Source organism: Chitinophagales bacterium (assembly GCA_020636495.1).
GTDB lineage: Bacteria > Bacteroidota > Bacteroidia > Chitinophagales > Chitinophagaceae > UBA5543.
Genome location: JACJXQ010000008.1, coordinates 803,652 through 830,472, shown reverse-complemented (window position 1 = coordinate 830,472; position 26,821 = coordinate 803,652). Strand labels below are relative to the sequence as shown.

Annotated in this window: 23 protein-coding genes; 11 read left to right on the top strand and 12 right to left on the bottom strand. The window is 43.3% G+C overall.

Going from position 1 to position 26,821, the window contains the following annotated elements; genetic code table 11:
• Nucleotides 1-414: 414 nt before the first annotated feature.
• The 3 genes from H6550_03680 to H6550_03670 are packed head-to-tail and all read left to right on the top strand — an operon-like array spanning nucleotide 415 to nucleotide 3,505.
• Complete coding sequence (locus H6550_03680) at nucleotides 415-1,374, top strand: T9SS type A sorting domain-containing protein (protein ID MCB9045222.1); 960 nt, start codon at nucleotides 415-417, stop codon at nucleotides 1,372-1,374.
• 6 nt (nucleotides 1,375-1,380) lie between these two features.
• Nucleotides 1,381-2,421 (top strand): c-type cytochrome, encoded by a 1,041-nt coding sequence (locus tag H6550_03675; GenBank protein ID MCB9045221.1) that lies wholly within the window; start codon nucleotides 1,381-1,383, stop codon nucleotides 2,419-2,421.
• Entirely contained in the window at nucleotides 2,408-3,505 is a 1,098-nt protein-coding gene (locus tag H6550_03670; protein MCB9045220.1) for a c-type cytochrome, read from the top strand. Before H6550_03675 ends, H6550_03670 begins: the two co-directional genes overlap by 14 nt.
• 78 nt (nucleotides 3,506-3,583) lie before the next feature.
• Here H6550_03670 and H6550_03665 read toward each other — a convergent pair whose 3' ends face one another.
• The 4 genes from H6550_03665 to H6550_03650 form a co-directional block, all read right to left on the bottom strand.
• Nucleotides 3,584-4,384: an energy transducer TonB gene (locus H6550_03665; protein ID MCB9045219.1), complete on the bottom strand. Its 801-nt coding sequence runs from the start codon at nucleotides 4,382-4,384 to the stop codon at nucleotides 3,584-3,586.
• 58 nt (nucleotides 4,385-4,442) lie between these two features.
• Nucleotides 4,443-5,033, bottom strand: coding sequence for a biopolymer transporter ExbD (locus H6550_03660; GenBank protein MCB9045218.1), 591 nt, complete (start codon nucleotides 5,031-5,033; stop codon nucleotides 4,443-4,445).
• A gap of 31 nt (nucleotides 5,034-5,064) precedes the next feature.
• On the bottom strand, nucleotides 5,065-5,730 hold the full coding sequence (locus H6550_03655) for a biopolymer transporter ExbD (GenBank protein MCB9045217.1): 666 nt from the start codon (nucleotides 5,728-5,730) through the stop codon (nucleotides 5,065-5,067).
• A 94-nt stretch (nucleotides 5,731-5,824) separates the two neighbouring features.
• Nucleotides 5,825-6,661 (bottom strand): MotA/TolQ/ExbB proton channel family protein, encoded by an 837-nt coding sequence (locus H6550_03650; GenBank protein ID MCB9045216.1) that lies wholly within the window; start codon nucleotides 6,659-6,661, stop codon nucleotides 5,825-5,827.
• 271 nt (nucleotides 6,662-6,932) lie between these two features.
• On the opposite strand from H6550_03650, the gene H6550_03645 reads away from it, so the two are divergent.
• The 4 genes from H6550_03645 to H6550_03630 are packed head-to-tail and all read left to right on the top strand — an operon-like array spanning nucleotide 6,933 to nucleotide 9,982.
• Nucleotides 6,933-7,484, top strand: coding sequence for an inorganic diphosphatase (locus tag H6550_03645; GenBank protein ID MCB9045215.1), 552 nt, complete (start codon nucleotides 6,933-6,935; stop codon nucleotides 7,482-7,484).
• Nucleotides 7,485-7,509: 25 nt separating this feature from the next.
• Nucleotides 7,510-7,875, top strand: a complete 366-nt coding sequence (locus H6550_03640) for a sulfite exporter TauE/SafE family protein (GenBank protein MCB9045214.1) — start codon at nucleotides 7,510-7,512, stop codon at nucleotides 7,873-7,875.
• Between the two features lie 44 nt (nucleotides 7,876-7,919).
• A complete protein-coding gene (gene asnS / locus H6550_03635; GenBank protein MCB9045213.1) occupies nucleotides 7,920-9,353 on the top strand; it encodes an asparagine--tRNA ligase in 1,434 nt (477 codons plus the stop codon).
• A 17-nt stretch (nucleotides 9,354-9,370) separates the two neighbouring features.
• On the top strand, nucleotides 9,371-9,982 hold the full coding sequence (locus H6550_03630) for a hypothetical protein (GenBank protein ID MCB9045212.1): 612 nt from the start codon (nucleotides 9,371-9,373) through the stop codon (nucleotides 9,980-9,982).
• A gap of 42 nt (nucleotides 9,983-10,024) precedes the next feature.
• Here the strand turns inward: H6550_03630 and H6550_03625 are convergent, their stop codons facing one another.
• Together H6550_03625 and H6550_03620 are read right to left on the bottom strand one after the other, a co-directional pair.
• Nucleotides 10,025-11,980 (bottom strand): gliding motility-associated C-terminal domain-containing protein, encoded by a 1,956-nt coding sequence (locus H6550_03625; GenBank protein MCB9045211.1) that lies wholly within the window; start codon nucleotides 11,978-11,980, stop codon nucleotides 10,025-10,027.
• 89 nt (nucleotides 11,981-12,069) lie between these two features.
• Entirely contained in the window at nucleotides 12,070-13,485 is a 1,416-nt protein-coding gene (locus tag H6550_03620; GenBank protein MCB9045210.1) for a sodium:solute symporter family protein, read from the bottom strand.
• A gap of 219 nt (nucleotides 13,486-13,704) precedes the next feature.
• Here H6550_03620 and H6550_03615 point away from each other — a divergent pair, with 219 nt between their 5' ends.
• Entirely contained in the window at nucleotides 13,705-14,199 is a 495-nt protein-coding gene (locus H6550_03615) for a hypothetical protein (GenBank protein MCB9045209.1), read from the top strand.
• Nucleotides 14,200-14,275: 76 nt separating this feature from the next.
• Here H6550_03615 and H6550_03610 read toward each other — a convergent pair whose 3' ends face one another.
• Nucleotides 14,276-15,298 (bottom strand): hypothetical protein, encoded by a 1,023-nt coding sequence (locus tag H6550_03610; GenBank protein MCB9045208.1) that lies wholly within the window; start codon nucleotides 15,296-15,298, stop codon nucleotides 14,276-14,278.
• Nucleotides 15,299-15,416: 118 nt separating this feature from the next.
• On the opposite strand from H6550_03610, the gene H6550_03605 reads away from it, so the two are divergent.
• Entirely contained in the window at nucleotides 15,417-17,462 is a 2,046-nt protein-coding gene (locus H6550_03605; GenBank protein ID MCB9045207.1) for a tetratricopeptide repeat protein, read from the top strand.
• Between the two features lie 14 nt (nucleotides 17,463-17,476).
• Here the strand turns inward: H6550_03605 and H6550_03600 are convergent, their stop codons facing one another.
• Nucleotides 17,477-18,199, bottom strand: a complete 723-nt coding sequence (locus tag H6550_03600) for a DUF4386 domain-containing protein (protein MCB9045206.1) — start codon at nucleotides 18,197-18,199, stop codon at nucleotides 17,477-17,479.
• Between the two features lie 129 nt (nucleotides 18,200-18,328).
• Here H6550_03600 and H6550_03595 point away from each other — a divergent pair, with 129 nt between their 5' ends.
• Nucleotides 18,329-19,543, top strand: a complete 1,215-nt coding sequence (locus H6550_03595; GenBank protein MCB9045205.1) for a permease — start codon at nucleotides 18,329-18,331, stop codon at nucleotides 19,541-19,543.
• Nucleotides 19,544-19,828: 285 nt separating this feature from the next.
• Here H6550_03595 and H6550_03590 read toward each other — a convergent pair whose 3' ends face one another.
• From H6550_03590 to H6550_03575, 4 genes are all read right to left on the bottom strand, one after another.
• Entirely contained in the window at nucleotides 19,829-21,580 is a 1,752-nt protein-coding gene (locus H6550_03590) for a hypothetical protein (protein MCB9045204.1), read from the bottom strand.
• 56 nt (nucleotides 21,581-21,636) lie between these two features.
• Nucleotides 21,637-22,020, bottom strand: a complete 384-nt coding sequence (locus H6550_03585; GenBank protein MCB9045203.1) for a hypothetical protein — start codon at nucleotides 22,018-22,020, stop codon at nucleotides 21,637-21,639.
• 27 nt (nucleotides 22,021-22,047) lie between these two features.
• Nucleotides 22,048-22,383: a hypothetical protein gene (locus tag H6550_03580; protein MCB9045202.1), complete on the bottom strand. Its 336-nt coding sequence runs from the start codon at nucleotides 22,381-22,383 to the stop codon at nucleotides 22,048-22,050.
• A gap of 806 nt (nucleotides 22,384-23,189) precedes the next feature.
• The gene (locus tag H6550_03575) at nucleotides 23,190-24,428 is read right to left on the bottom strand and encodes a T9SS type A sorting domain-containing protein (protein MCB9045201.1); all 1,239 of its coding nucleotides are present in this window, start codon (nucleotides 24,426-24,428) and stop codon (nucleotides 23,190-23,192) included.
• Nucleotides 24,429-25,029: 601 nt separating this feature from the next.
• Here H6550_03575 and H6550_03570 point away from each other — a divergent pair.
• Nucleotides 25,030-26,760 carry a M3 family oligoendopeptidase gene (locus tag H6550_03570; protein MCB9045200.1) on the top strand — a complete coding sequence of 577 codons (1,731 nt, stop codon included), beginning with the start codon at nucleotides 25,030-25,032 and terminating at the stop codon, nucleotides 26,758-26,760.
• Nucleotides 26,761-26,821 lie beyond the last annotated feature (61 nt).

Here is a 26,821-nt window from a genome sequence, read left to right as displayed (position 1 = left end):
CTGTATCCTTTCATCATTGTGGCAAAAAGCTTAAATATGTTACTATTAACAATGGTAAGGACAAGGTTTGCTGCGGCAAAAAAGGGAAAAAATCACACTGTTGCTGCACTGATAAGGAGGTAAAGTACAACATTGACGACCAGTCAATTGCAAAAAAACTGGCGGTTTCGGCCAAATTTGTAGAAAAAGTACTCAATAATTCTTTTTCATATATACAACCTGGTCAGGTACTACAACGGCTCTTAAGAGTATTTCCTATACCGCACCCACCTCCTTTACTTTTCGGTAATCTCCGGAACCATCTTGTGAATTGTGTTTTTCTTATTTGATACTAAAGAATAGTATTCATCTTATGCATGCCTTTATTGATATAGGTATGCAATTCTGTTCATTATTCTTTAAAATCAATTAATTATGAAAAATATTAATATTTTACTACTGCTGCTATTGGCAGGATTTACATCCGCATTTGCTCAAACTCAAGTTGAATTACATATAACTCACAAACTTAGTGGAGGAACATTTGCGTTTAATAACAGCACAAAAAATAATCTTGGTAATGATTTCAATGTTACCCGGATAGAATACTACATATCCAAGATACAGATCAAACACGATGGCGGCATGACCACCGATGTGGCTAATCACTATATACTGGCAAATGGTAGCCAGGATGTAACTGACGCACTCGGCTCTTTCAATATTACCAATGTTGAAGAGATATCATTCTATATAGGTGTAGATACGCCTATCAATCATGCTGACCCGTCGTTACAATCAGGTCCGCTTGCTCCAAAATCACCGTCTATGCACTGGGGCTGGGCTTCAGGTTATCGTTTCGTAGCCATGGAAGGTAAATCAGGAAGCGGTATGAACCAGACATATGAGATACATGCATTGGGCGATCAGAATTATATGAAAACCAGCATTACTACTACCGGTGTAATGAAAGGTGGTAAGATCATCATTGCACTGAATGCTGATTATACAAATGCACTGAAAGGTATTGATGTATCTGCAGGATTGATAGCACACGGCGATGGCGCTGATGAGGTGAAGTTGTTGAATAACTTCAATACAGGTGTATTCTCACCAGGTTTCCCGGTTTCTGTTAACAATGTTGCAGCAGTTGGTGAGGAGGTTAGTATTTATCCTAATCCCTCTTATAACCACAATGTTTCGTTTGCCTTTAATAACCTGCAAAGCACAGCTGATGTATTAATTACAGATATACAAGGCCGTACTGTGCAACAACTGCATGTAGCTGCCGGTACTGATGTTGTCAATGTACAGCTGCAAAATAGCGGGTTGTATTTTGTAAAAGTCCTGTCTGCAGATGGCAGTACAATAAACAGGAAAGTACACATACTATAAGCTATTATGAGACAGGTTCGTCTTATAATACTATTATGTATTCCTTTTGTAACCTTGTTCTCTGCTTCTTGTTCTAAGAAGGAGAACAAGGTTACAGGGGTTGTTATGTCATCAAGTGACGTTCCTGCGTGGTTTCCTGCTATCCCGTTCCCGGAAGAGAATCAATACTCAACAGAGAAATGGGAATTGGGTAAACAATTGTTCTATGATAAGAGATTATCAAGGGACAATACAATAAGCTGCGCTTCCTGCCATAAAGCAGATATTGCATTCAGCGACAACATCGCCAAAAGCATAGGTGTCGGCGGGCTTCCAGGTAGACAAAACGCCCCAACTCTTGCAAATGTAGCCTACCAGCCTTACTACACGAGAGCAGGTGGTGTGGCCACATTAGAGATGCAGATATTGGTGCCGATACAAGAGCATGACGAGTTTGATTTTAATATTGTAGATATCGCAACGCTGCTTAATGAGATACCTGAATATGTACAAATGAGCAGGGAGGCCTTTGATCGTGATCCTGACCCGTATGTAATAACACGTGCCATTGCCACATTTGAAAGAACAATGGTGAGCGGCAATAGTCCATATGACAAATACGAGCACCGTGGAGACAGGAGAGGTGTTTCTGACGCAGCAGTACGTGGTATGAAACTATTTTTCAGCACGCGAACCAATTGCAGCAGTTGCCACTCAGGATTCAATTTTACTGACTATAGCTTTAAGAACAACGGGTTGTATACAGAATATGCAGACCCCGGCAGGCAGCGGCTTACCGGCAAAGCAGAGGATAATGCATTATTCAAAGTGCCTACACTCAGGAATATTGCCTTGACAGCTCCATATATGCACGATGGTTCGCTAAACAGTCTTGAAGAAGTTGTTAAACATTATAACTCCGGGGGCAGACCACACCTGAACAAAAGCCCCCTTATACAGCCCTTGGGGCTCACTATGCAGGAACAGAAAGATCTTATTGCCTTTCTGAATACACTTACTGATGTAGAATTTATTAACAACAAAAAACATTATTATGAAAATAAATAAAAGCCGTTTTCTAAGTTTATCTATCCTGGCCTTCTTGCTTTTAACACAATGTAAGAAAGACCCGGAAGTACCCACAACTGAGGATGTAACATTCGATCAGACTTTATACGATTTCAACCCGGGAAAATTTCCTATGCCGGTTTTTAACGACAACCCGCCAACCGTGCAAGGGGTAAAACTCGGGCGTATGCTTTTTTATGAAAAGATGTTGTCACAAGACGGCAGCCTGGCCTGTGCCGGTTGCCACTTGCAATCTCATGGGTTTACAGATACTGCCCGTTTTTCTATCGGCGTACGCGATCTGCCGGGCAAAAGACAAGCCATGAGTGTATTTAATACAGCATGGCATACTAATGAGTTTTTCTGGGATGGCAGGGCACACCTGCTGCGCGACCAATCTCTGAAACCTATACAAGACGAGCTGGAAATGAACGAAACCCTTGATAACGTAGTAGCCAAGTTATCGGCAAGCGAGATGTACCGGAACCAGTTCTTCCGTGCATTTGGCAACGAGGAGGTAACTCCTGAAAAAATGTCGCTGGCAATGGAGCAGTTCATGAATACGATCATCTCCAACCAATCTAAATATGATAAATATCTCGCCGGGGAAGCAACACTGACCGCAGAGGAAGAACACGGCAGACAACTATTCTTTATGGAATATAATGAGTTTTTGCCTAACCAGTCGGGTGCTGATTGTGCGCACTGTCATAGCGGATTCAATTTTGCGAATAACAAGTATATAAACAATGGTCTTGATGCAGAAGGCATGGCTATGGACAATGGTAGAGAAAAAACAAGCATGATGATGTCTGACCGTGCAAAATTCAAAGTACCCTCATTGAGGAATATTGAATTGACGGCGCCTTATATGCACGATGGCCGGTTCAAAACGCTTGAAGAAGTAGTAGATCATTATAACAATGGCATTAAATCTTCTGCTACGCTCGACCCGGCATTGCAAGCCACAACCAATACAGGATTGAGGTTGTCCCAGAAAGATAAATCTGATCTTGTGGCTTTTCTGAAAACGTTGACAGATAGAACATTGGCTACAGATGAAAGGTTCTCTGATCCATTCTGATAGACCAGGTACTTTACACAATAAAAAAGCAGTCACAAATACGTGACTGCTTTTTTATGAAATATCTGTTATATGCTGTTACTCAAGCTTGAATGTCACCGGTAGTGTGTAGTAAACTTTTACGGCACGTCCGTTTTGTTTACCCGGTTTCCACTTAGGGAAACTCTTAACCACACGCACAGCTTCTTCTTCAAGGCCTCCACCCAAACGGCGGTTGCCTGCTACTTCAACGCCTGAGATAGAACCATCTTCATTTACGACAAACTTCACAGCAACACGGCCTGAGATACCACTCTCTTTGGCCACCTGCGGATACTTGGTGTTTTTCGCCATGTACTCATACACATTATACGGAGGTTCCGGCATCTGCTCAACATAAGTAAACACCTCAGGAGCTTTCTGTTCTACCACACCTGTACCCGGTCCCGGATCAACGATACCCGGATCCAATGCGTTCGGGTCACCTTGTATATCTTTCAGGCCTGCGCTTGCATCCTTCAGTTCTTCCTGTTCAGGCGGTACTTCATCCTCAGCCACATCTTCATCCTTCTCAATTACCGGCGGTGTGAACTTAACCGTTGGTTTCACCGGGGGAGGAGGCGGTGGTGGTGGCGGTGGTGGTGGTTCGTTAGGGTCAATTGGTGGCGGCTCAGCCAGTACCACTTCCTGCGTTATAGCCTCCCTTTGTTTCTCGGCAGGCTTCAGTTTTGATACTATAGCTGCAGCAGCAACCACTACGCCTATACCCAGGATGATGAACATAGACCTCATCATACGCTTAGGATAGTTCTTGCGCAGCTCATACGCACCGTAAGCTTTGTTACGGCCCTCGAAAAGAATATCGAGGTAGTCGCTGTTCAGTATTTTATTAACATCCATTTTCAGTAATGTTTTTATTTATTATGATGCGGAAAGCGCTGCAATTCCACAACTGTTATTATTGACCGTTGGCCTGTTCGGTTTCATGGATAAATTCCCTGTCCACATCAGTGATATCTACTATGGCATATACCCTGATATCATTAATGGCCATTTCATCCAGTATGTTCACCATATCTTCGTACGTACTATTAGAGTCGGGCTTTATCAGGATAGTTGTTTTGTCCTTTTCGCCCAGTGCTCCTGTACGTTTCAGGTCGTCCACCTTTTTCCTCTTGTCAATGATCACATCCCTGATGCCATCCTGTGGTTTGAAGGTGGTTACCTTTACTTCAGGAGCAGTTTCCGGGTCTGTACCCATACCCTCGTAGTAATATACCCTGTGCTTTTTGCTTAAAAGTATGGTCAGGGCTGTACTTTCCTTGATCTTGGTCTCGTCCTCCTCCTGGATATTCTCATCCTTATATGGCATGTTTATCTCCATTGTCTTTGGTTTAGACAATGTAGTTGTAAACATGAAGAACGTGATCAGAAGGAAACCCAGATCCACCATCGGCGTCAGATCCACACGGGTGGATAGTTTCTTCCCTTTCTTGACCCCCGGGCCTTTCTTCTTGCCACCCTTGTCGGCGACTTCCATTTCTGCCATGGAACTAAGCTTTTAAGTATTTACAAATAGTTTATTGTTCTGTAGTCATTCCTTTCATCACCTCGTCATACTTGGCGGTACCCGGAGGTACGGCTTTCAGACCGGTGATCAGGTTGAACTTGAATATCTTCCATCCTTCAAGCGTACCTATCACTTTCTTTATGTCAGGATACGATGCTTTACCATCGGCCTTGATAGTTATACGTAGTTTGGGGTTGGAATAACGGGCCTCTTTTATCCAGAGCGCCAGCTCATTCTTTTCAGAAGTCACCGTAGTATCTGTTGGTATTCCCGGTACGGTCTTATCCATTTCTCCCTGTACATCCGGCTTGGCGCCCAGGTATGATTTCAACTGGTTGAAAGGTACACCTATTGAAGCGCCGAGCGTGAAGGCATTCTTCTCGTCGGCAGTCAGGTTCAGCCCTTTCATTTCATCCAGTTTGTTGATCAGGTCCTGGCGTACTACCTGGTTATCTATCGAGAAAAAGATACGTCCGCTGGGGTCAACTGTTATCAGCATGATGTCCGCATCAGGCAATGGTATTTCCGAAATAGAATTCGGGGTAACTACCGTCACCGGCTCATCAGGCTTGAATTGTGTAGCCAGCATGAAGAACGTCAGCAGCAGGAACGCAACGTCACACATTGCGGTCATGTCCACATTCGTACTCTTGCGAGGCATTTTTAATTTTCCCATCTGTATTGTTCTACACTGTTCAATTAATAAGATTCAGTTTCATGCATTTTCCACGCATCCACTCAATCACGATTTACTATCAGGCAGATAACTATTACTTATAGTTAGCTACGAAGTTTTGGGTCAGTGTGAAACCGCTTTCATCAATACCAAATGTGATACCATCTATAATAGTGGTAAAGAAGTTGTATGAAATGATCGCGATAGCTGAAGTACCGATACCCAGGGCTGTATTGATCAAGGCCTCAGAGATACCTGCTGCCAGTGCAGCACCATCAGGAGCACCTGCTGTTGCCATGGCCGAGAAGGCACGGATCATACCCAGTACTGTACCGAACAGACCTACCAGTGTAGCTACCGATGCGATAGTAGACAGGAATACCAGGTTCTTTTCCAGGACAGGCAGTTCCAGTGCTGTAGCTTCTTCGATAGACTCCTGGATAGCAGCTTTCTTCTGCTCAGTTTCCAGCTCGTGGTTGTCTATCATTTCGCGGTATTTCAGCAGACCGGCACGCATTACATTACCTACGCTACCTGCTTGCTTGTCGCACTCTGCAACGGCTGCATCCAGGTTCTTATTAGCCAGGTGATACTGTACTTTACGTACAAATTCAGTAGCACCCATTTTTCCTTTAGCTTTGAAAATGGTCATTGCACGCTCAAATACATAATAGAATAATGTAAGAGCTGTACCCATCAATATAGGTACTACGAAACCACCCAAAAACATATTACCCAACATGTTCTTAGGCTTGTGCATCTCCTCATCCAGGAAGTTGCTCGGGCTACCTAACACGAAAAAGAATATTAATTCTGCGATAGCTATCATAGCCACTATCACCAAAAAGTTCTTCAAAAGATCATTTGAATTTTTTGGTTGCCCTGCACGTGAACCTTGCGACTTGCTTCCGGCTGATTTTACTTCTGCCATAATTCTGGTTTTTATTAGTTTTTAGTTTAGTTTACTAATTTAATCAATATGTTGACGAATGCTTGCAAAGATAGATGGTCGTTTTAAAAAATCAACTTGGGTATGTAATTTTTCTCATAAACTTAATAGAGACTTACACACCCGTGACATTGCAGCCCTGCAAACGTTCTTTTAACAACGAAATGTTTGCCAAGGTATTGTTTTTTATTAGTCATTCTTAGTCCCTTTAGCGATTTTAACATTTACCTTTGCAGCCTAAACTTAAATACAGATGAATTTCAACCCCTGGCACTCAGTGAGTTATGGTGAGAATGTGCCTGAAACAGTTACAGCAGTAATAGAAATACCCAAAGGATCCAGGGCCAAATATGAGCTGGATAAGGAAACCGGGATGTTAAAACTGGACCGTGTATTATACTCTTCCGTGTATTACCCGGCCAATTACGGCTTTATCCCACGCACCTATTGCGACGATAAAGACCCGCTGGACATCCTCGTATTATCACAAATCACCATGCACCCGATGAGCCTGGTGGATGCTAAAATAATAGGCGTGATGCGCATGCTGGACCAGGGTGAGGCTGATGATAAGCTGATAGCAGTGGCTATTAACGACATGAGCGTGGCACATATTAATGATATAAGTGAATTACCTTCACACTTTATTGATGAGCTGCGCCACTTTTTCGAAGAGTATAAGACACTGGAGAATAAAGTAGTGAAGATAGAAGAGTTTGAAGGGCAGCGACTGGCCAAGAAAATACTGATGCACAGCATCAACGACTATACCGCTAAATTCGGTACAGAAGAAGAAAATGAATAAACCAAAAACTACACATAAAATGAGCATAGGTTATATAATAGGCATACTGGCGATAGGTATGCTGGCAGGCTTCATGTCAAGCATGGTAGGTATAGGCGGCGGAATAGTTATTGTACCTGCTATGGTGTTTATATTCGGTATGTCTCAAAAAATGGCACAGGGAACATCCCTCGCTATGTTGCTACCCCCTATTGGTATCCTGGGTGTTATCAATTATCACAAAGCCGGGCTGATAGACATGAAAGTTGCAGCAATATTATGCGTGTCTTTTGTACTGGGCAGCTACCTGGGTAGTAAAGTAGTGCTAGACCTGGATAGTGTGGTAGTTAAGCGGATATTCGCCATATTTATGATCGTAGTTGCTGTCAAATACTTATTTTTCGATAAATAATTCAATAACATAAACCACCGCCGGGGCGGATGGACCACAGTTTTATGAAACGTACAAAGATAAAAGAGGTACTGCTGAGTGATAAGGCAGATTATGCCGTGAACATAAAAGGATGGGTACGCTCATTCCGTAACAATAAGTTCATCACTATTAATGACGGCTCTTGTATGGACAGCCTGCAGGTTGTGATAGACAGCGAGCAGATGGATGAACAATTGCTGAAAAATATTACAGCAGGCGCAGCCCTTAATATCAACGGACAAGTAGTAGCCTCGCAGGGTAAAGGACAAAAGGTAGAGGTAATAGCAACAGACGTAGAATTATACGGTGCCTGCGACCCTGAGTCATATCCGCTGCAACTGAAGAACCGTCCCAGCCTGGAATACCTGCGCGAGATAGCGCACCTGCGATTCCGTACCAATACATTCGGGGCAGTATTCCGTGTACGTCACAGCCTGGCTTTTGCCATACATAAATTCTTCAACGACCGTGGTTTCGTGTACCTGCATACACCTATCGTTACAGCAAGTGATGCGGAAGGAGCGGGCGAAATGTTCAAGGTGACCACCTTACCTTTTGACAATACGCCGAGAGACGAAGACGGCAACGTGGACTTTAAGGAAGACTTCTTTGAGCGTGCTACCAACCTGACCGTCAGTGGACAACTGGAAGCGGAACTGGGTGCGATGGCTTTGAGCGAAGTATACACCTTCGGACCAACTTTCCGTGCAGAGAATTCGAATACGGCTCGTCACCTGGCAGAGTTCTGGATGATAGAACCGGAAGTAGCATTCAATGATATACATGCCAATGCCGACCTGGCTGAAGACCTGCTGAAATACATCATTCAGTATGCATTGGATAATAACCGCGACGACCTTGAGTTTCTTGCTGAACGCCTGAAAACGGAAGAAAGCCAGAAACCTGCCAACGAGCGCAGCGAAATGGGCCTGTTAGAAAAGCTGGAGTTTGTGCTGAATAACAAGTTTGAACGCATCACCTATACCGAAGCGATAGATATCCTGATGCAATCGAAACCATACAAGAAAAAGCAATTCCAGTACGAGGTGAGCTGGGGTATAGATATGCAGAGCGAGCACGAGCGCTACCTGGTAGAAAAGCATTTCAAGAAGCCTGTTGTTGTTACAGATTACCCTAAAGACATCAAAGCCTTCTACATGCGCCAGAACGATGACGGAAAGACCGTTGCCGCTATGGATATACTGGCACCGGGCATTGGCGAGATAGTAGGTGGATCGCAACGTGAAGAACGCCTGGACAAGCTTACCCAACGCATGAAGGAGATGCACATACCTACCGAAGAAATGTACTGGTACTTAGACACACGTCGTTTCGGCACAGTGCCGCACGCTGGCTTTGGTCTTGGCTTTGAGCGTATGGTATTATTCGTGACCGGCATGACCAATATTCGCGATGTAATACCATTCCCGCGTACACCGGGCAATGCGGAGTTTTAATGTCGATAACAACCTATATGCTCAAATTAACTCTCACTTCTATATTGATCATATCTTCAGCCTGTGCTCATGCGCAGGCTGAAGCTTTCATATATCCTAAAACCATAGACTATATAGAAAAGACACCTGTTGCTTCAAATCTTATCATTGAGCCCAGAAGCAGGGGATCGATAATTGCAGGCGGTGGTGCTGAATATAAGATATACAGCCCCTATGACAATAACATCAACAAGAAGCTTAAGAAAGAATACTTCCTGGTAGAGCGTAATGACAGCCTGTTTGTTAACTGCCATTACCTGAGAGACAAATGGTATTCACTCTCCTTTTTCAGAAACGAGCGTTATATATTTTTTGTATCCGGCCCATCAAGCCTTATGAATAATAACGGTGCAGTAGTAGGAGCAGGCCTGATGTTTGGCTTGGTAGGCGGAGCAATGGCAGGTATGGCACAGGCCGGGGCAAAATACAATTACGTAATAGACCTGGTAAACAGGAAATACTATTTTGCTGACCCCAAATACATGAAAGAGATATTTGGCGATACAGAACTTTACCAACGCTACAGGAAGGAACAGTATCCGTATTCAACAGAAGTGTTACTTAAATACCTGGAAGAGTTTTATCAGTAGATCATTTCATAAAACAAAGCCCCGCAGTCGCGGGGCTTTGTTTTATCGTATCAATATGATGTCTCCTTTAAACTGAAAATGTTTGTCTCTTGGCCCCGTCAGTTGCAAAAGGTAATAATAAGTACTTAATTCTGCCCGCTGACCTTTATATACCCCATCCCAGGCTTCGCCGGGTGTAGTACTTTTAAACATGACCTCACCAAATCGGTTAACTATAATGAATTTGTATTCAGTTACGTTGCAATCCAGTATCGGTTTCACTTTATCGTTCAGCCCGTCGTTATTAGGCGTAAATGCATTGGGTACGAACGGTTCACACTCGCATTTTTCATAGCTTACGTCTACGTGATGAGTAACCACACCACAAACTGGATTTGATATGGAGAGCTCATATCGGCCGGCCTCTGTTACCGTATACATAGTATCAGTACTGCCATCCTGCCATAAGTAGCTTCCTTCTATTGAATCAACTACGAGGGTAATGGTCTCCCCATTGCACAGGAATGCATCATTGCCCAGGTCAAAATCAATACTCACGATCTTCACATCAGCGTCAAGCTTCACTTCGCAACCGTTATTGCTGGCCACAAGGGTGTAAGCTCCGGCATTAGCCAGCGTACTGTTGTCAATTGAGACTGATGATCCACCGGAGGAGAAACCTCCCGGGCCCGTCCAGGTATATGACAGCCCCGGCATATCTGCAATAGCTGTCAGCTTGAGTGTACTATCCACGCAAATAGGAGAATTATTGGTTAAGCTCACCACCGGGTAGCGCGAAATAGCTACTTCAACACTGTCAATGGATGTACAGTGGTACACAGAAGCAGTAACAATATAATATCCGTTGTTGGTATCGGCAGCACCTGCTATGGATGGTGACTGTAACGTTGATGTAAATCCGGCAGGCCCGGTCCATTTATAGTTGACATTGCCGGTTGAAGTGGACACATCCAGGTTGATCGCATCACCTTCGCATAATGGCATTCCAACCGTTGCTGTAAGATCCTGCGGGTGCACCCCGATAGTAATATCTTTCAAACTTTCTTTCGATGCATACTTAGGTTTGCTGGAAAGCAGCCTTATCCTGTATTGCGTGCCGGGGGCAATGGTCAATGGTATTTTGCAATGAATAACGCCATTGGTTTTAGAGGTATCTGTGCCTACTATATTCGTGGTATCGTTGGTAAAATTACCAGTCGGGTCTGAGAGTTGCGCAGAGAATACATTTCCCGAACCAAAGACACCGGGCGATGAAACAAAATATTGCAGATCAAAAGAATCGCCGGCACATTTCAAGGTGTCAGGCATGATAAAATTTACCGAATCAGATGGCTTAACTACTACAGAGTCGAAGTAATAATAGGACGTAGTGCCGCTACCCACCTGCTGTGTCACTACAAGACTGGGATCTTTGAATGAACCTATGGCGATATTGGTATAAGCCGAATCCGCTACGAAGGTCTTAACCAGGCGTACCCAGTTCATGGTATCAGCATAAGCACCATTGCCTGAGAATTCAACCTGGGGTACTACCTGCATCCGCGTAGTAATAGTATTAAATGTTGGCGCACCTATGTAAAAATAAATACCAATATCATCTACACCCACTGCGCCATAAATATTAGCCAAAGACACTGATATGGACACCTCGTACGCTACCCCAACCTGCAAAGGGATTATAGGCCTGGTGATATACTCTTTGTACGGACTGGCTGTGGGTGTAGCATTCTGATAACCGCCCACATATGCATTGCCGCTGGCGGGTTGCTGGTAACCGAATGTGTTACTCGGTACGGATACACCTCCTGATGAGCAGGTATTAAAGTAGTCAGAGGTGCCGTTTGTCCATGACGACCAACCTGTGCAATTTGCCGTTTGAGACAGGCTGTTAGGACAAGTTGTGTAGTATTCAAAGTTACCGTTAGGCACCATGTTGACCTGGGTACGGCCAACAGAACATATTAATAACATGAGCCCGCAAAGAAGGAATTTATTCATATGTGATCCAGTTATATGATAAATATACACATTTTTTTGGCCTGTTATGTATTCCAGCTTAGCAAACTGAATACAACACATATACTGACTTATTCTTTATCAAACAGCTGATGAACTATTACATAACTCAATGCAGCCGCACTCAGGCCGAATATATTAGCGTCTAACCCCCATGGCAAACTGACACCTGAAATAATGAGCGAGATGGTAAGCACACCGCCAACTACCATACTAACGAACGCGGGCTGGGGGTAACGCTTTTTTACAAATACCGCTGCCAACACAGGTACACACAGGCCGGACACCATAAACGAGTAGGCATACAACATCAGTTGCAGTACATTCTCCATAACCGATGCCAGTAGTATGGCAAATACGCCAATGGCCAATGTGCTCACCTGCGAAAAACGAACCACCTGCTTGTGTTGACCTTTCATACCGCGAGGCACAATGTCGCCTACAACGCTGCCGGAAGCTGCCATCAGGCAGCTATCAGCCGTCGAAAGCACAGCCGAAAAATATGCCGCCAGTACCAGTCCTGTAAGTCCAGCGGGGAGGATATTCTTTATAAGCATGGGCAATCCCAGTTCACTGTCCGCTATCATACCACCGGGTACTACACCTTTCTGTATCGCCACATTAGCCAGCATTCCCAGCAACACACCCGTGAACGCCATAAAAGGCCATTCCAGCACGCCTGCTATATACCATGCCTTACGTGCCGTCTTCACATCTTTACAGGCAAATATGCGCTGGTATAAGGTCATACCTACAAACCAGATGGGTACTACTGTTACCGTCCAGTTGACGATATCCTGCCAGGTGATATTGGCGAGGCTGAGCATATCATCGGTCAGGTAAGGACGGATACCATCCATACCACCAAGGGCTATCCATGTCATGGGGATGGCGATGCCCATCAAACCTGTCAACAGTATGATCCATTGTATCGTATCGGTATATATCACAGCCTTCATACCACCCATCATGGTATATCCTACGGCTATAGCTCCCATGATCCACAACATCTCCTGCGTGCTCATTTCCGGAAATGTGGCGGAGGTAAGTTTGGCGCCCGCCAGCAATTGCGAACTGGTGAAACCTGTATAACCCACAATGCTGATGATTGCCGCTACAAAAGCCACACGCTTATCATACAGGAAACCAAACACCTGTGGCAGCGTAAGAAAATGTTTGCCGTGCGACTTCTGCCAGTCAAATACCTTGGGTATCAGCAAAGCAGCACTTATCCATGCGCCTATCAAACCGGTAAACAACAACCATGAACCTGACAAACCCATTGTAAAGCCCAAACCACCCAGCCCGATTGAGAAACCGCCACCTACATCTGTAGCTACAACGCTCAGACCTACATGGCCGGGTTTCATGTCGCCACCCCCGGTGTAGTAATCGCGCTCATCCTCGTTGCGGTGCAGGAAATAAAAACCCACTCCAAGCATCAGCAAAAAGTAAACAGCAAATATGACTATGTCTATCCAGGCCATGGACAATTATTTTCTATCTGTTAGCAAAACCGGCTGCTGCAACACAAAAGATATACAACGGGGAAAATGAAATCCCATTAAGGAAGTGCAGAATAATAACGCAACCGATGCAAAGATAAAAAAATGCAGCAAAGGGGTTAATAGAGCAGGTGTAGAGGTCTTAGCAACAAAATTATCTATGTACATTTATTCCTGAATAGCAGGACACTTATACATTCAATGTTACAGTCATCCACTTCAGGTAGTATCTATAACAACACAGTTGATGAGTTGACACGCACCATGACCAGGGATGGGTATCGTGTATTAATAAGTGTTGCCTACCCTGAACCAGGGACAGACAAACACATCATATGGGTGAACAGCGCAAAAGGTAAAGCTTTTAAATATTCCTGGTCCGCTGTTGCAGATGAGCCGGCATTATGGACAGCAGAATACAAAGAAGGATGGCAAGCTACTGACGTGGAATGGGAATTTGTATACAACGTATACTGCGGTGACTATGAAATGACCAGCGAAGAGCAACAAGAAATTGTGGACACATTCATACAGGTTTACCGTGCAAATAGTACACAAAAAAAGTCAGTACCCGCTAAACCTAAACTTGAAGCCGGCCTTGGCAAAACAATAACCAAAGCTGTAAGCACGGCAGCCGGTGTTACTACACTCCTTGGCTTGCTTAAAATCATCATAAGTTTAGTGGGGTGCAATTGAGATAATTCGCTATTCACAAAAAAGGGAGCCACATTTCGGCCCCCTATATATATACAAGTTACTTTCTGCTTATGCGTTAATCATCGGTTGATATGGGGCGATTAGGATTAACAAAGTGCAGCATCATGCTTATCCAGCCATCGTTGTATGACATGGTACTTATACCACTGCCGGGCAGTGTTTGCCATCCCAGCGGTACAGATAACTTTTTAGCCAGCACGGGGTCATCCATCGTCAAAATATTATCAACTGTGAACTGGTAATAGTCTATCGCTGTTATCGCATCCGGGAATAGTCTCCTTGTATCCGTCCCCAATGAATCAATATTATTAATATTCATGAACACCTCAATATACATATCAATAGTGTCAGTAGCCGGGCGTTGCAAATTAGTATGTATGGTACAATGGCCGGGATTGATCGTATTATCATCATTGTACCCGATGGAAACTGCCCTGCAATGCCCCTCGCCCATTACATCAATAAAATCAACACTGATAACCTGGTTATTCAGCGCCCCGATCGGTGTCAACGTAACACAATTGGTTGTGGGGTCATTGTTAACCCAGGTGGCAAGGATGGGGCAATGATTGTCTATGGTAAATGGTTTCGCCAGGCCTAGTGCTTCCATCGTTGCATCCTCACTCGTGTACGGCATGGCCAGTGTGAGCACACCTCCATAATCACCGGTTACACTGTGTGCTCCATTGGCAATTTTGATGAGCGAGTCTTTGAACTCACTGTTAAAAGAGGATATGCTATCCAGGTTGATCTTCATCTGTATAAAGCCGGGCTTGTCGATAAAAATAGTGTCCCTCATTGTACTACCTCTTGAGCTTATACCGGTTGTTATCTCGCAGATGCCTGCACCGGGGTCACAAAACCTTGCTTTAGGCCTCATAACTCCGAATTCAATACCGGCGGCAGTAGCCGTAGTTCCTGCTCCGGCTACATTCAACTGTTGCATGAGAAAAGCAGGCCGGGATATCTCCTGCTTTTCGCCTGCATTATCCTTTGTTTCATTTTGCGCGTCGCCACAAGCCGACAATACAACGATAATGCTTAGGCTGACAAACCATGAATACCATTTATTTTTCATTGTTGTGTTAGTTTTATGATTAATAAAGACTGTTACGGATAGAGGCAAAGAATGTTACAGGTATTGATAATTTAATATTACAAATAATATTATTAATTTCCGCATATAGCCGTACAGGATGCGATTATTTAAACAACTGGTATTTCTTGCAATTATCTTAACTGAGATAGGGTCAGCCAACCTTGTGCATGCACAAAGCAAGAATGAACAGTTCATCGATTCGTTAAAAAAAGAGATCGGTACTGCCCCGAACGACAGTAATAAGGTGAAAATGATCGACAATCTTATACTTTCATTGCCTTGTGACGAACGATTGGCATATGCCCGGCAGGCCCTGGCCATCTCAGAACAAACTCACTGGCAAAAAGGTGCTTATATCTCTCTGCAACTGTTAGGTATAGTCAACTGGGTATGCCTGAGCAACTATACAGAATCAATTATGTATTACGAAAGGCTGGAGAAGTCGGCACAAAAAAATAGTGATGTACAATGGCTGAAAAGAGCCTATTCAGGCCTGGCCCATATATATAAAGACCTCGGGCAATACAGCAAAGTGATTTCGCTCTATCATAAGATCATAGAACTCGGGCTGACCAATGATGAGCTGTTGGGCAACCTGAGCAACCTGGGCCAGGTGTACAACGAGTTGGGTGATTATCAAAAAGCAGTACTGGCATATGAACAGGCGCTCACTTTACTGAATGACACCATCCTGGCAGACAAGAATATACCCGATGCTTTCATGTTAACAAAGGCAGGTTTACAGATAACTCTGGCCGATGTGTACATTGCCATGCAGGACTACGATAAAGCGCTTGCCAACTACAACCGGGCACTGGCTACCAACAAAAAACTGAACATTTCTACCATACAGTGCATGGCTGGTATTGGCATAGGGAAATGTTATGTATTGAAAAATGAAGCAGACAAAGGCATTCCTTACCTGGAAGAAGCTCTGGAAGATGCAAAGAGGCTGGGTGGAGAAGAAGATGTGCTGAATTCTATGGCCAATGCTTATTACAAAACAGGCAATACGGGGCAGGCATTGAAATACTGCAGGCAGGCCATATCAGTAGCTACACAAAAAAACACTCGCCCCGCATTGGCGCACGCCTATATCATCATGGGTAAGATATACAACAGTACCCACGACCCCGCAACAGCTGTTCAATACCTGCAACAAGCTGTAAGCATCACACGCGAAACAGGCGCCCGCGAAGAAGAAAAAGAGGCCTGGGAGCAATTGAGTATAGCATGGACAGCCATGCACCACACAGACCGTGCATTTGATGCCTACAAACAATTCATAGCCCTGAAAGACAGCCTGTATAGTGCCAACAAAGCCAAAGAAATGACTCGGCTGATGATGCAGGGTGACTTTGACAGACAACGTGCTGCAGACAGTGTGCAGCAGGCAGCCTCCAAAGTTCGTGCTGCGCAAAAGCTCCGCCGTCAGAGAAATTATACGTATACCGGCATTGCCGCTGTGCTGGTACTGTTAGGGTTCTCATTCGTAATAATGAAAGAACGCAAAAAATCAGATAAATTGTTATTGAACATATTACCGGTACATGTAGCTGATGAACTGAAAAGCAAAGGTGATGTACAGGCAAAACGCTTTGACAATGTAACCATACTGTTTACCGATTTTGTCAGTTTCACAACCGTGTCAGAAAGACTGAGCCCGGAAGAACTGGTGGCTGAGCTACATGCCTGTTTCAAGGTATTCGACGATATTACACAACGCCATGGCATCGAGAAAATAAAAACAGTAGGAGACGCTTACCTCGCGGCAGCAGGCCTGCCGTCACCGGATGCGCAACATGCTGAACATACAGTACAGGCAGCCATTGAAATAAGAGATTTTATGGCACAACGAAAAAAAGAAATGGGCGACCGTACATTCGGAATTCGTATAGGCATCAATACAGGAACTGTAGTTGCCGGCATAGTGGGGGTGCGTAAGTTTGCCTACGATATATGGGGCGACTCTGTGAACACGGCGGCAAGGATGGAACAGAACAGCGAGCCGGGAAAAATAAATATTGCTGAGGCTACTTATCAGCTGGTAAAAGATAAGTTCGACTGCTCCTTCCGTGGTGAGCACAGCGCCAAGAACAAAGGGCTTTTGAAAATGTATTTTGTTCTTGGCGCCAAAGCATAATGCGTGGTGCAGTTTTAAAAGCCATAACCCGCAAGTCTTTTTGTATTCACACCCTTTAGCAGCAACCAGAAGGTGAAACCTAATTCACCAACTACTGATACTGCCAGCAGGATATTCACTACCACTGCGATACTATCCAGGCCGGTAATATTCATCATGCTATGTCCTGCATAACCCGGGCTGCCCGTAAGCATCAGCAACCCCAACCATTTAGGATAGTAACCACACTTTATCACCAGCCAACCCAGCATCACTAAATGAAGTGCAAAAAACAACGGCCATATATAAATGCCGTATTGGTGAGCCTCGACCAGGAACATACAGGTGGCATTCAACTGCTCTTGTGTGAATGTGTCGGTATAGCCTGCCCCCTTGAGTATCATCAACGGTAACAGGTAGTTGAACAGGTTGATACCCATGACGATGGTCATCGCTATACGTGCATAGGCAGCTATGAGTGAAATGGTGCGGTTCACATTCCTGAACATTTGGTACAGCATAGCCGTAAGCATCACCTCCATAATCATGACCATAATATCACCCGTGATACCGGAAAGGTACAAGCCCTGTTTCGAGATGATATTGGCGACAGTAGCCTGTGCATCACCGGTCACTACTATCTGTGCAGGTACATACCCAATGCTGTACATGCCGGCTATGGCAATAAGTAAATAAAGCCAACCTGCTGTCCTGGCATACTTTACAGGGTTGGCTATTGTGTTAATTGAAGTAGTCATTGCTCTGTGTTTTAGTTTGATAGGGCAAAGGTATTTCTGCCCGTTTCGCCATTCATTGACTTTGGGTAAGAAATGAAACATTGAACATAACAGCCCCGGCGGCGTTATATATACATAACGCAACTACACATGAAAGATCTAATCAGCAAATGGGGAGAAGCTGCCTACACATCTGTCGGCTTTTTCTGGATGGCATTATGGGCGTTCATACTCGGGTATCTCATAAGTAGTATCATACAGGTGTTCGTTACCGAAGCACGCATGCAAAAGGCTATGGGACGGTCCGGCAAAAAAGATATACTACTGGGCACTTTTTTCGGGTTCATCAGCAGTTCGTGCAGTTTTTCAGCACTGGCCACTACTCGCTCCATCTTTCAAAAAGGTGCCAGTTTTATTTCATCCATAGCATTCCTGCTGGCCTCTACCAACCTGGTCATCGAGTTGGGTATCATCATTTCCATATTCATGGGCTGGCAGTTCCTGGTGGGCGAATATGTGGGTGGCATCCTGTTGATACTGTTCAGCTATATACTGGTGCGCATCATAAAGCCGGACAAACTGGTAGCAGCCGCACGAAATAAGCTGGATGATAACACACAGGATGATGAGCTACCTGCAAAACAAAAGTTATTCTCCGCCGAAAGCTGGGCTAAGGTGGCAAAACAATTCAACATGGAGTGGCAGATGGTATGGAAAGACGTGACCATAGGGTTTACCATTGCGGGTATCATTGCCGCCTTTGTACCCGATGAGTTTTTCCGCACCTTGTTCATCAACTCAGGAAAGACCGGCGGCGACTATTCATTTTTTACACTGCTGGAACATGTGCTGGTAGGGCCTGTTGCTGCATTTTTCACATTTATAGGGTCAATGGGAAACATTCCCCTCGCGGCACTGCTGTATGGCAAGGGGGTGAGCTTTGCAGGGGTGATGGCATTTATCTTCAGCGACCTGGTAGTACTGCCTGTATTAAGGATCAACGCAAAATATTATGGGTGGAAGATGTCGTTGTTCATCCTGTTCCTGTTGTTCGTATCACTGGTCATCTCATCCTTATTGCTGCACTACGGGCTGGATATATTTCACCTGCTGCCGCATAGCGGCGCTGTCACTATTATGCAGAAAGAATATTTTCAACTCAATTACACCTTCTTCCTCAATATCGCCTTTGCAGTAGTGGTGCTGGCACTGGTATTTTTGCCCGGACATAAAGGAGAACAACACAAGGTGAACCATATGCATCACCACAACAAAAGCAGCACTACCGATACCATACTGAAATGGTTGGCAATAACATGTATGGTTTGGTTGATAACAGGTATGGTGTTGAAGTATACAATATAACAGTAAATATCCTCCGGCTCCAAAGCCCGTGATTATGTTGAAGTAGTCATTTTTCCTGTCTTAACGTTTGACAGGGCAAAAGTAACACACCGAAAAACCCACCCATTAACTTTTAATAAGAAATGGCGAGGGTAGAGAAAACATTTGTCTTAGCTAGACGCTCTGACCAGTAAGTCTTTCAACCAGATGAAAAATATTTAATTGGGAAGGCACAAATCAGGTGACTCGCGCACTTCCCATTATCCTAAAAACAAATTCGCCTAACGAACTAATAATTACGTATGACTATAATTGTATGTACTTTGTAAAACTTATTTTAGCAATGCCATCATATACCTTTGTAACGAGTGCCTTATCTTGTGTACAGCTTATGGCATATTTATTTTGCTTATTAGTGCTATTCGTCTTATCATCAATTTTATATATCGAAGATGTTCTATCAGTAAGGTTATAATTATTCAATAGCATTACATCACGGTATTGATATAGTAATAACAATCGGTTACCCACAACTTTGAGATCCACTATCTTTGTGTCTATATCCATCCTTGTCGCATTCAAATATTCTAAGGGCGTTTGTTCTGTATTATTACTATTATAAGTATTCCTGACAATACCTTTTTTAGCCGGCAGACAAAACAATGTGTCTATAATTTTAAATTTCTTGTCGTACACCAAAAAATAACCACTGTATCCATCATGAAAGTAAAGGCGGTTGTCTTTGGCAATAAATTTAGGTCTGTAATTATAATAACCTGATTTATCATCCTTAAATTGTTGACTGAGATTACCAACTATCTTGATTGAGTCATTTCTTGTATCAATAGCATAAAACAATGGTGTATAATCATAGAAAGAATCAACAAAAGGGTTGTATGAAGCCGAATAATTAGTCGAGTCAAATCCTTTTGATCCGATTACCGGCCACCCTTTATATACAGGTAGTAAAATCATAGAATCATAGGTGTATATATTTACATGTTTTGGGAAAAAACCTTTTTTGTTCAGTTCTTCTGGAAATTTAATAGTTGACACAATGGTGGACGCAGAATCAATGCCTTTATCAATTATGCACATTTCATTAGAGTAGTCAACACTTGTGTCAGAACCTTCAACTGTCATATATAGCCGTGGTAACGAACCTATCAACTGCACTGTTTTATCATTCAGGTTCAGAATTTTCAGATAGATTACCTTCAACAGGTTTTGTTTGAGCATACTATATGTTGCAGTATCAATGTCTATTTTGGAAAATTTCTCAAATTCAGAATCGGAAGGTTCCATTTGTTTGACGAACTTGCCATTTTCATCATAAACGTAAACAGCTGATAACACATAATCCAACCATGCTATTCTTTTCGTTTCTATGTCATAATATATAGAAGATGCCTTAGATGGCATTGCTTCTTCACTTTGTTCAAGAACTATGTCCTTCACAAAACTCAATGCGTCATACGCCTGATCATTTATTACACTAGAGTCTTCCTCTTGTTTGACATCAGACAGAACTAAGTCCGTAACAGGAACAATTGTTGAATCTTCAGCAATTTCTTTAGCCAACTTCTGACTCAATTCGATACCTAAAAATGCATTAAATCTCAACAAATCAAAGTCCTCATTGAATTTATAAAAATAAGGCACCTGCAGGTGGTTAGTATTATTATAGAAATAATTGAAAAATCTCTCGGAATTATCTATAATAACATTTTTGACATTAAAATTATTGTCAGTTATATATTTTTTTGCAACGTCAGCATTTGCATAATCAACTATCATCACTATATCATCCATAGTGCAATGCTTACCGTTGATAAGGAAATTAACAAACGGTGTTATAAGTCCTTCACAACGTGGACAGTCACTCGGGGCAAAATAAATAACGTACAAATATTTATTTGCTACGGTCAGTCTCTTCTTTGTAAAGAACGAACTAACAGAATCTTTCGTATAAGCAAACGGGCTGGCTTCATATAATCCTTCTCCGTAGGAATTGATAGAAATAATTGCCAGAAATAAAATAATTATTACCTTTTTCATTGTCATGTTTTTTTTAAAAAAATGGGATAGGAAATTTTCCTATCCCATATAGATACTTACCGCAATAAGATATAGTTACCTATACTTTCACTTTCTTCAAGTTCTTCGTTTATAGATGTAACCAACTCTTGAACAATAGTTATATTAACGTTTGTCAAAGTAACACCAACCGGAATTCCGTCCTGATAATACGTCACATCGACATTATCCAAATCGTGATCCGCAACAATCTGGCTATTCCACCATAGCTTAGCCAGTTCCCAAAATGTACCTTCAACTACAGCACATGCTCCGCTGCCACTATTAGGGCATATTTTGGTGTCTTCGCCTTCAACAACTATACCTCCGCTACCATGAAACGTGTGTTTCATAGCATTTGAATCTTGATACGATAATAATGTCAAAAACATCATCGCAATTGATAAATATACTTTTTTCATAATTAGTTACTTTTTAAAATGAGTTAATTATTCTACAGGACCAAGAAGAATGAACTGAATAAGATCACCTCCAACTGTATTTTCGCCTTCAATGAGCTCTACAGGTGGCATTGCTTCCAGCTCAATTATATCATATGTCTGCTCTGTAGGCATCCCCACGTCTGTTGTAACTGTACCTGACGCAGTACTGCTTGGCAAGTCAATCTTGGCACAAGAATTAGACTGAGGCTGGTTAGGACACACTTTATGTTTTGTTCCGTCTGATTCAAGTCCACCTGAACCCATTACAGTGATTTTGATTGTTGCAAAGGCACTTGAGCCTACTAAAGAACAAAGTGTTAATACAAATAAAATTTTTTTCATAAAATTTAGTTTAAAAGTTTTTACCTACTCTGTTTAACGCTTTTCGGTTTACGCGCACAACTCCTCTTTTTTTGAACCGGTTCATCGGATACATTGCAACACAAACATCCAGAAACCTTAGAACAACCAAACCGACATAACAACTGTATTTCTTAAATACATTTTATTATAAAAAAACAATCATTTTTATTTGGTTATGTCATTATTTTGTGTAAATACCTAAACAAGCAAATTATCTGGCTTCTTACAATCCTGTTTTAGCCCCTTTTGCTGTATATGCTTTCGAAGGACATTCGTCTAACAATTCACTTGAGGTGTTTGGCTGGTACTTAGTACTACAGCTAATACCTAGTTGTTTTCCTTGGTCCAAGCATCTCACTAGGTCCTAAGATTACCGGAGCGTCCCGCTTAATCAAACCGACAAACTTTCTGCAACAGATACTCCATTAAAACAGATACTTCTTTATGCACCTTAAAGCCATCGATATCCCAAGTTTGGCAGCGCAGTAGTAATGTGGTTCCATCAGGGAAACATCCCGTCCCTTGAAGCTTAAGGGACGGGGCTCCTTTTCGGAGCTTGTCCCGCCTCATGCGGGAGTTCGTTTCTTTTGGAGAAGCAACAAGCATAGCGACTCATTGAGTCAACAGAAAAGACAAAATGAACGAAATAAAAGAAATGAACGCAAGCTGAGTAATGCTGACACATGTTCAGAATGCATTCATAGGCTTTTGAAGAATTTCCTCTCAGCCCACTGGTCCAGGCATATCGCTCGGTCCTAAGATTGCTGAAGCGTCCCGCTTAACACTTACTGCACAACAAACTTTTTACTTACAGTGTGCCCGGATTGTTCAAAGTTCATTACATAATTACCCGGAGCCAGATCTTCTATATGCAATTGAACATTCAACTCAGCTCCGGTATGTAAAGTATACTGTTTTAAACTCCTCCCGGTGATATCTGTAATACTCATGCGCAACTGCCCTGGTTCTTTGAACTGCCCTTTTAGATGCAACGTTCCTGATGCGGGTATGGGATATAACGTAATATCAGCCTGCAACTGATCTAAACCCGCAACGCTCTTAGGCCAGTAGTGCTGGTAATAGTACACCTTTGTTATCGTGTTCTTATACGAGTTATACACTTCCTCCGTAGTGATCTTTGCAATTTTATCGTGGGTATTATATTCATAGGTAGACACACCCAACGATATAGTGGTGAAGAAGCTGTCCCGATACAGGTCTCCGTTTGGATGGTAGGTGTACCAGTGAACAGCACCATTAGTAGCCCCGTATATATTACTATCCACTATTACTCTGCGGGCGGTGTCGTAAGTATAAGCTTTTGCAAGCGAGAGCCTGTATACGGTATCTACTTCATCCCATGTATAATGTCGCGTTATAACACTGTCACCATTTAGGTCGTTCTCATATTCAGACCGGGTATATTTTCCCTGGCTGGGCAAACTATGATAAGAAGTGCTGTCGTTGATAAGGAAACCCGATGAATCGTAAGTGTATATAGTAGTATATGTGGTCAACGTCGGGTACGAAGGCCACTGTTGTCTGTAGATCAATCGCTCAAGTTTCCCCTGCGTATTGAAGGTATAGCTATAACTATCCCATGCCCAATATATTGGCTGATTAGGCCCTGCATATTTTGTGTATTCTTTTGAATACAATAAGCGACTGCCACCAGGGCTGTATATGTAAAAATCTTCTGACACAGTATCGGCGGAAGAATTATTCAACGTGACCAGGCTCGTTATCCTGTCCTGCTGATCGAATTTCTGTGCCCATACGTCGCCAAACTTTACCATGCTGCCCTGTTGCAAAGAATACCTGTCCGATGTAGTGAACAAAATAGTATCCGCCATTTTGTTACTGCCACGTCCTGAAGAGTCGTAATAATAGCAGGTAGAATCCTGGTAGGTTATTTTGAGTGATGCATCTCGTTGAGTAGTAACTACAGCCCCTACCCGCCACAATTGTGCATGGGCATACCACGAGAATAATATACCTAATAGAGTTATCGATATGGTTTTCATAATATGGTTTTAAAAGCAATATAAGTTACGGCTTTTTTTTGAATAACATACAGTGAAACCAGGTGTGACATGTAAATATCACCCGGCTGGTCAGAGTATGTCGATTTAACACCGGTAAATTCCCATAAAGACATAATTTTTATCATAAACAATTTTACGTATATTTACATATTATTAGTGCTGAATATTCAGCCAAGCTCTTTGACATATTGCCATGCAAACAATTAGCCAGGAAACACCACTGAGTTGTTAAGAGAAAATCCATCATTTACTTAACACTACTTAACAACTGAGCCTGCGAAATCGTTAAGGCCGATAAACCATCATCATTTACTTAACAACACTTAACAATTTCATCCTTTACTAACCCACTTATACATACACAATTACTTAAGGTGTTCTCTAAAATAGATACACCCCCTGAAAAACAGGCAAAAACGATACAAAACAATACTAAAAAGCACGTTTTGAACAGCGGGGACAACACACGATATTTTCTTATAATACATAACCATTTTGTAGCATAATGCACCACCTGCTTTACCATAATGTTTAGAATAGGAAGCTTATTTTTGCTACCGTCAATAAAACAAAGGATCTCATGAGTTTTACATTCGAACCGATAGAAAAGATAAAAAGGAGTTTTTTACCTGAAGGTTATACCCTGACCGACTGGCCGTCGCTGGAGCCTTACCTGGAAGACCTGAAGAACAGGCCACTGGACAGCAAAGAGGCGCTGGAAAAATGGATGAGCGATGTGAGCGAGATAGAGGCGGTAGTAGGTGAAGACGCTGCATGGCGCCAGATAAAAATGACGCTGGACACTACGGATAAAGCGGTAGAAGAGGCTTTCACCTATTTCTGCATGGAGATAGAGCCTAAGATGAAGCCCTATTTCTTTGAGCTGAATAAAAAATTACTGGCCTGCCCGTTTGTCAGCGAATTGGATAAGGACACATATTTCCCTTACCTGCGCAGCGTGAAGAACGCCGTAGAACTGTACCGCGAAGAGAATGTGCCATTGGAAGCCGAAATGAGCGTTCTGGCGCAACAGTATGGTGTGATATCGGGCAAAATGACGATAGAGCACGATGGTAAGGAATACACCCTGCAACAGGCAGCCAAGTTCCTGCAAAAGCCCGACAGGGAGTTGAGGGAAGCGATATTCCGCAAAGTGGCGGAGCGCCGTATGCAGGATATCGATCAGCTGAATGAACTGTTCAACAAGCTGCTGGCACTGAGGCAAAAAGTAGCGGAGAATGCAGGCTTTAAAAATTACAGGGATTACAAGTTCAAAGCACTGGGTCGTTTTGATTATACGCCGGAAGATTGCTTCGCTTTTCATGATGCGGTACGCGAGCATATACTGCCGTTGAACAAAATGCTGAGCGAACACCGCCGCAAGCGCTTGGGCCTGGATAAAATGCGCCCCTGGGATGGCAGTGCTGAGCCGGTAGGCACTGAGCCACTGCAACCATTTGAAACAGGCGCTGAGCTTTCTGATAAGTCGACACAGGTATTCAATAAACTGCGCCCGTACTTCAGCAGTTGCCTGCATACGATGACGGATATGAAACGCCTGGACCTGGAAAGCCGCAAGGGCAAAGCGCCGGGTGGCTATAACTGCCCGTTGCCCGAAACCGGGGTACCGTTCATATTCATGAACGCTGCTGGTACCATCGGCGACCTGATAACGATGATGCACGAAGGCGGCCATGCGGTACATTCATTCCTGGCACACCCGCTGCCATTGTCGTCGCTGAAAGAATACCCGATGGAGATAGCCGAGCTGGCCAGCATGAGTATGGAGTTGTTCAGCATGGAACATTGGGATGTGTTCTTTAAAGACGCTGACGAACTGAAACGCGCGCAACTGGAAGAGCTGGAGCGCGTAATAAGCGTACTGCCATGGATAGCTACAATAGATAAATTCCAGCACTGGCTGTACACCCACCCGGGGCATACCAACGAAGAACGCACTGCAGAGTGGGTGAAGATACTGGACGAATTCAGCAACCACCTGACAGACTGGAGCGGTTTTGAAGACTACCGCGCCGTGATGTGGCAGAAACAATTGCACCTGTACGAAGTACCTTTCTATTATATAGAGTACGGCATTGCGCAACTGGGTGCGATAGCTATGTGGCGCCAGTACCGCAACAACAAGGAGCAGGCGATGGATAACTATATGAAGGCACTGAGCCTGGGTTATACCAAAACGCTGCCGCAGTTGTATGAGGTAGCAGGCATACAGTTCAACTTCTCACCGGCTTATGTTTCTGAGTTAGGCGCATTTGTAAAAGAACGCCTGAACGAGATGGGAGTAGGCTAAATGGATCAGTTTAAATGAGTCAAGTAAATAAGAACAAGGCTCAACAACATTGAGCCTTGTT

Bases quoted from the DNA above. Each gene is read 5' to 3' on its own strand.
- H6550_03620 (MCB9045210.1), bottom strand. From the start codon at position 13,485: ATGGCCTGGATAGACATAGTCATATTTGCTGTTTACTTTTTGCTGATG.
- H6550_03595 (MCB9045205.1), top strand. From the start codon at position 18,329: ATGAAAGATCTAATCAGCAAATGGGGAGAAGCTGCCTACACATCTGTC.
- H6550_03610 (MCB9045208.1), bottom strand. From the start codon at position 15,298: ATGAAAAATAAATGGTATTCATGGTTTGTCAGCCTAAGCATTATCGTT.
- H6550_03590 (MCB9045204.1), bottom strand. From the start codon at position 21,580: ATGAAAAAGGTAATAATTATTTTATTTCTGGCAATTATTTCTATCAAT.
- H6550_03680 (MCB9045222.1), top strand. From the start codon at position 415: ATGAAAAATATTAATATTTTACTACTGCTGCTATTGGCAGGATTTACA.
- H6550_03670 (MCB9045220.1), top strand. From the start codon at position 2,408: ATGAAAATAAATAAAAGCCGTTTTCTAAGTTTATCTATCCTGGCCTTC.
- H6550_03580 (MCB9045202.1), bottom strand. From the start codon at position 22,383: ATGAAAAAAATTTTATTTGTATTAACACTTTGTTCTTTAGTAGGCTCA.
- H6550_03625 (MCB9045211.1), bottom strand. From the start codon at position 11,980: ATGAATAAATTCCTTCTTTGCGGGCTCATGTTATTAATATGTTCTGTT.
- H6550_03650 (MCB9045216.1), bottom strand. From the start codon at position 6,661: ATGGCAGAAGTAAAATCAGCCGGAAGCAAGTCGCAAGGTTCACGTGCA.
- H6550_03630 (MCB9045212.1), top strand. From the start codon at position 9,371: ATGCTCAAATTAACTCTCACTTCTATATTGATCATATCTTCAGCCTGT.
- H6550_03605 (MCB9045207.1), top strand. From the start codon at position 15,417: ATGCGATTATTTAAACAACTGGTATTTCTTGCAATTATCTTAACTGAG.
- asnS (MCB9045213.1), top strand. From the start codon at position 7,920: ATGAAACGTACAAAGATAAAAGAGGTACTGCTGAGTGATAAGGCAGAT.
- H6550_03570 (MCB9045200.1), top strand. From the start codon at position 25,030: ATGAGTTTTACATTCGAACCGATAGAAAAGATAAAAAGGAGTTTTTTA.
- H6550_03600 (MCB9045206.1), bottom strand. From the start codon at position 18,199: ATGACTACTTCAATTAACACAATAGCCAACCCTGTAAAGTATGCCAGG.
- H6550_03675 (MCB9045221.1), top strand. From the start codon at position 1,381: ATGAGACAGGTTCGTCTTATAATACTATTATGTATTCCTTTTGTAACC.
- H6550_03575 (MCB9045201.1), bottom strand. From the start codon at position 24,428: ATGAAAACCATATCGATAACTCTATTAGGTATATTATTCTCGTGGTAT.
- H6550_03665 (MCB9045219.1), bottom strand. From the start codon at position 4,384: ATGGATGTTAATAAAATACTGAACAGCGACTACCTCGATATTCTTTTC.
- H6550_03645 (MCB9045215.1), top strand. From the start codon at position 6,933: ATGAATTTCAACCCCTGGCACTCAGTGAGTTATGGTGAGAATGTGCCT.
- H6550_03660 (MCB9045218.1), bottom strand. From the start codon at position 5,033: ATGGCAGAAATGGAAGTCGCCGACAAGGGTGGCAAGAAGAAAGGCCCG.
- H6550_03585 (MCB9045203.1), bottom strand. From the start codon at position 22,020: ATGAAAAAAGTATATTTATCAATTGCGATGATGTTTTTGACATTATTA.
- H6550_03615 (MCB9045209.1), top strand. From the start codon at position 13,705: ATGTTACAGTCATCCACTTCAGGTAGTATCTATAACAACACAGTTGAT.
- H6550_03655 (MCB9045217.1), bottom strand. From the start codon at position 5,730: ATGGGAAAATTAAAAATGCCTCGCAAGAGTACGAATGTGGACATGACC.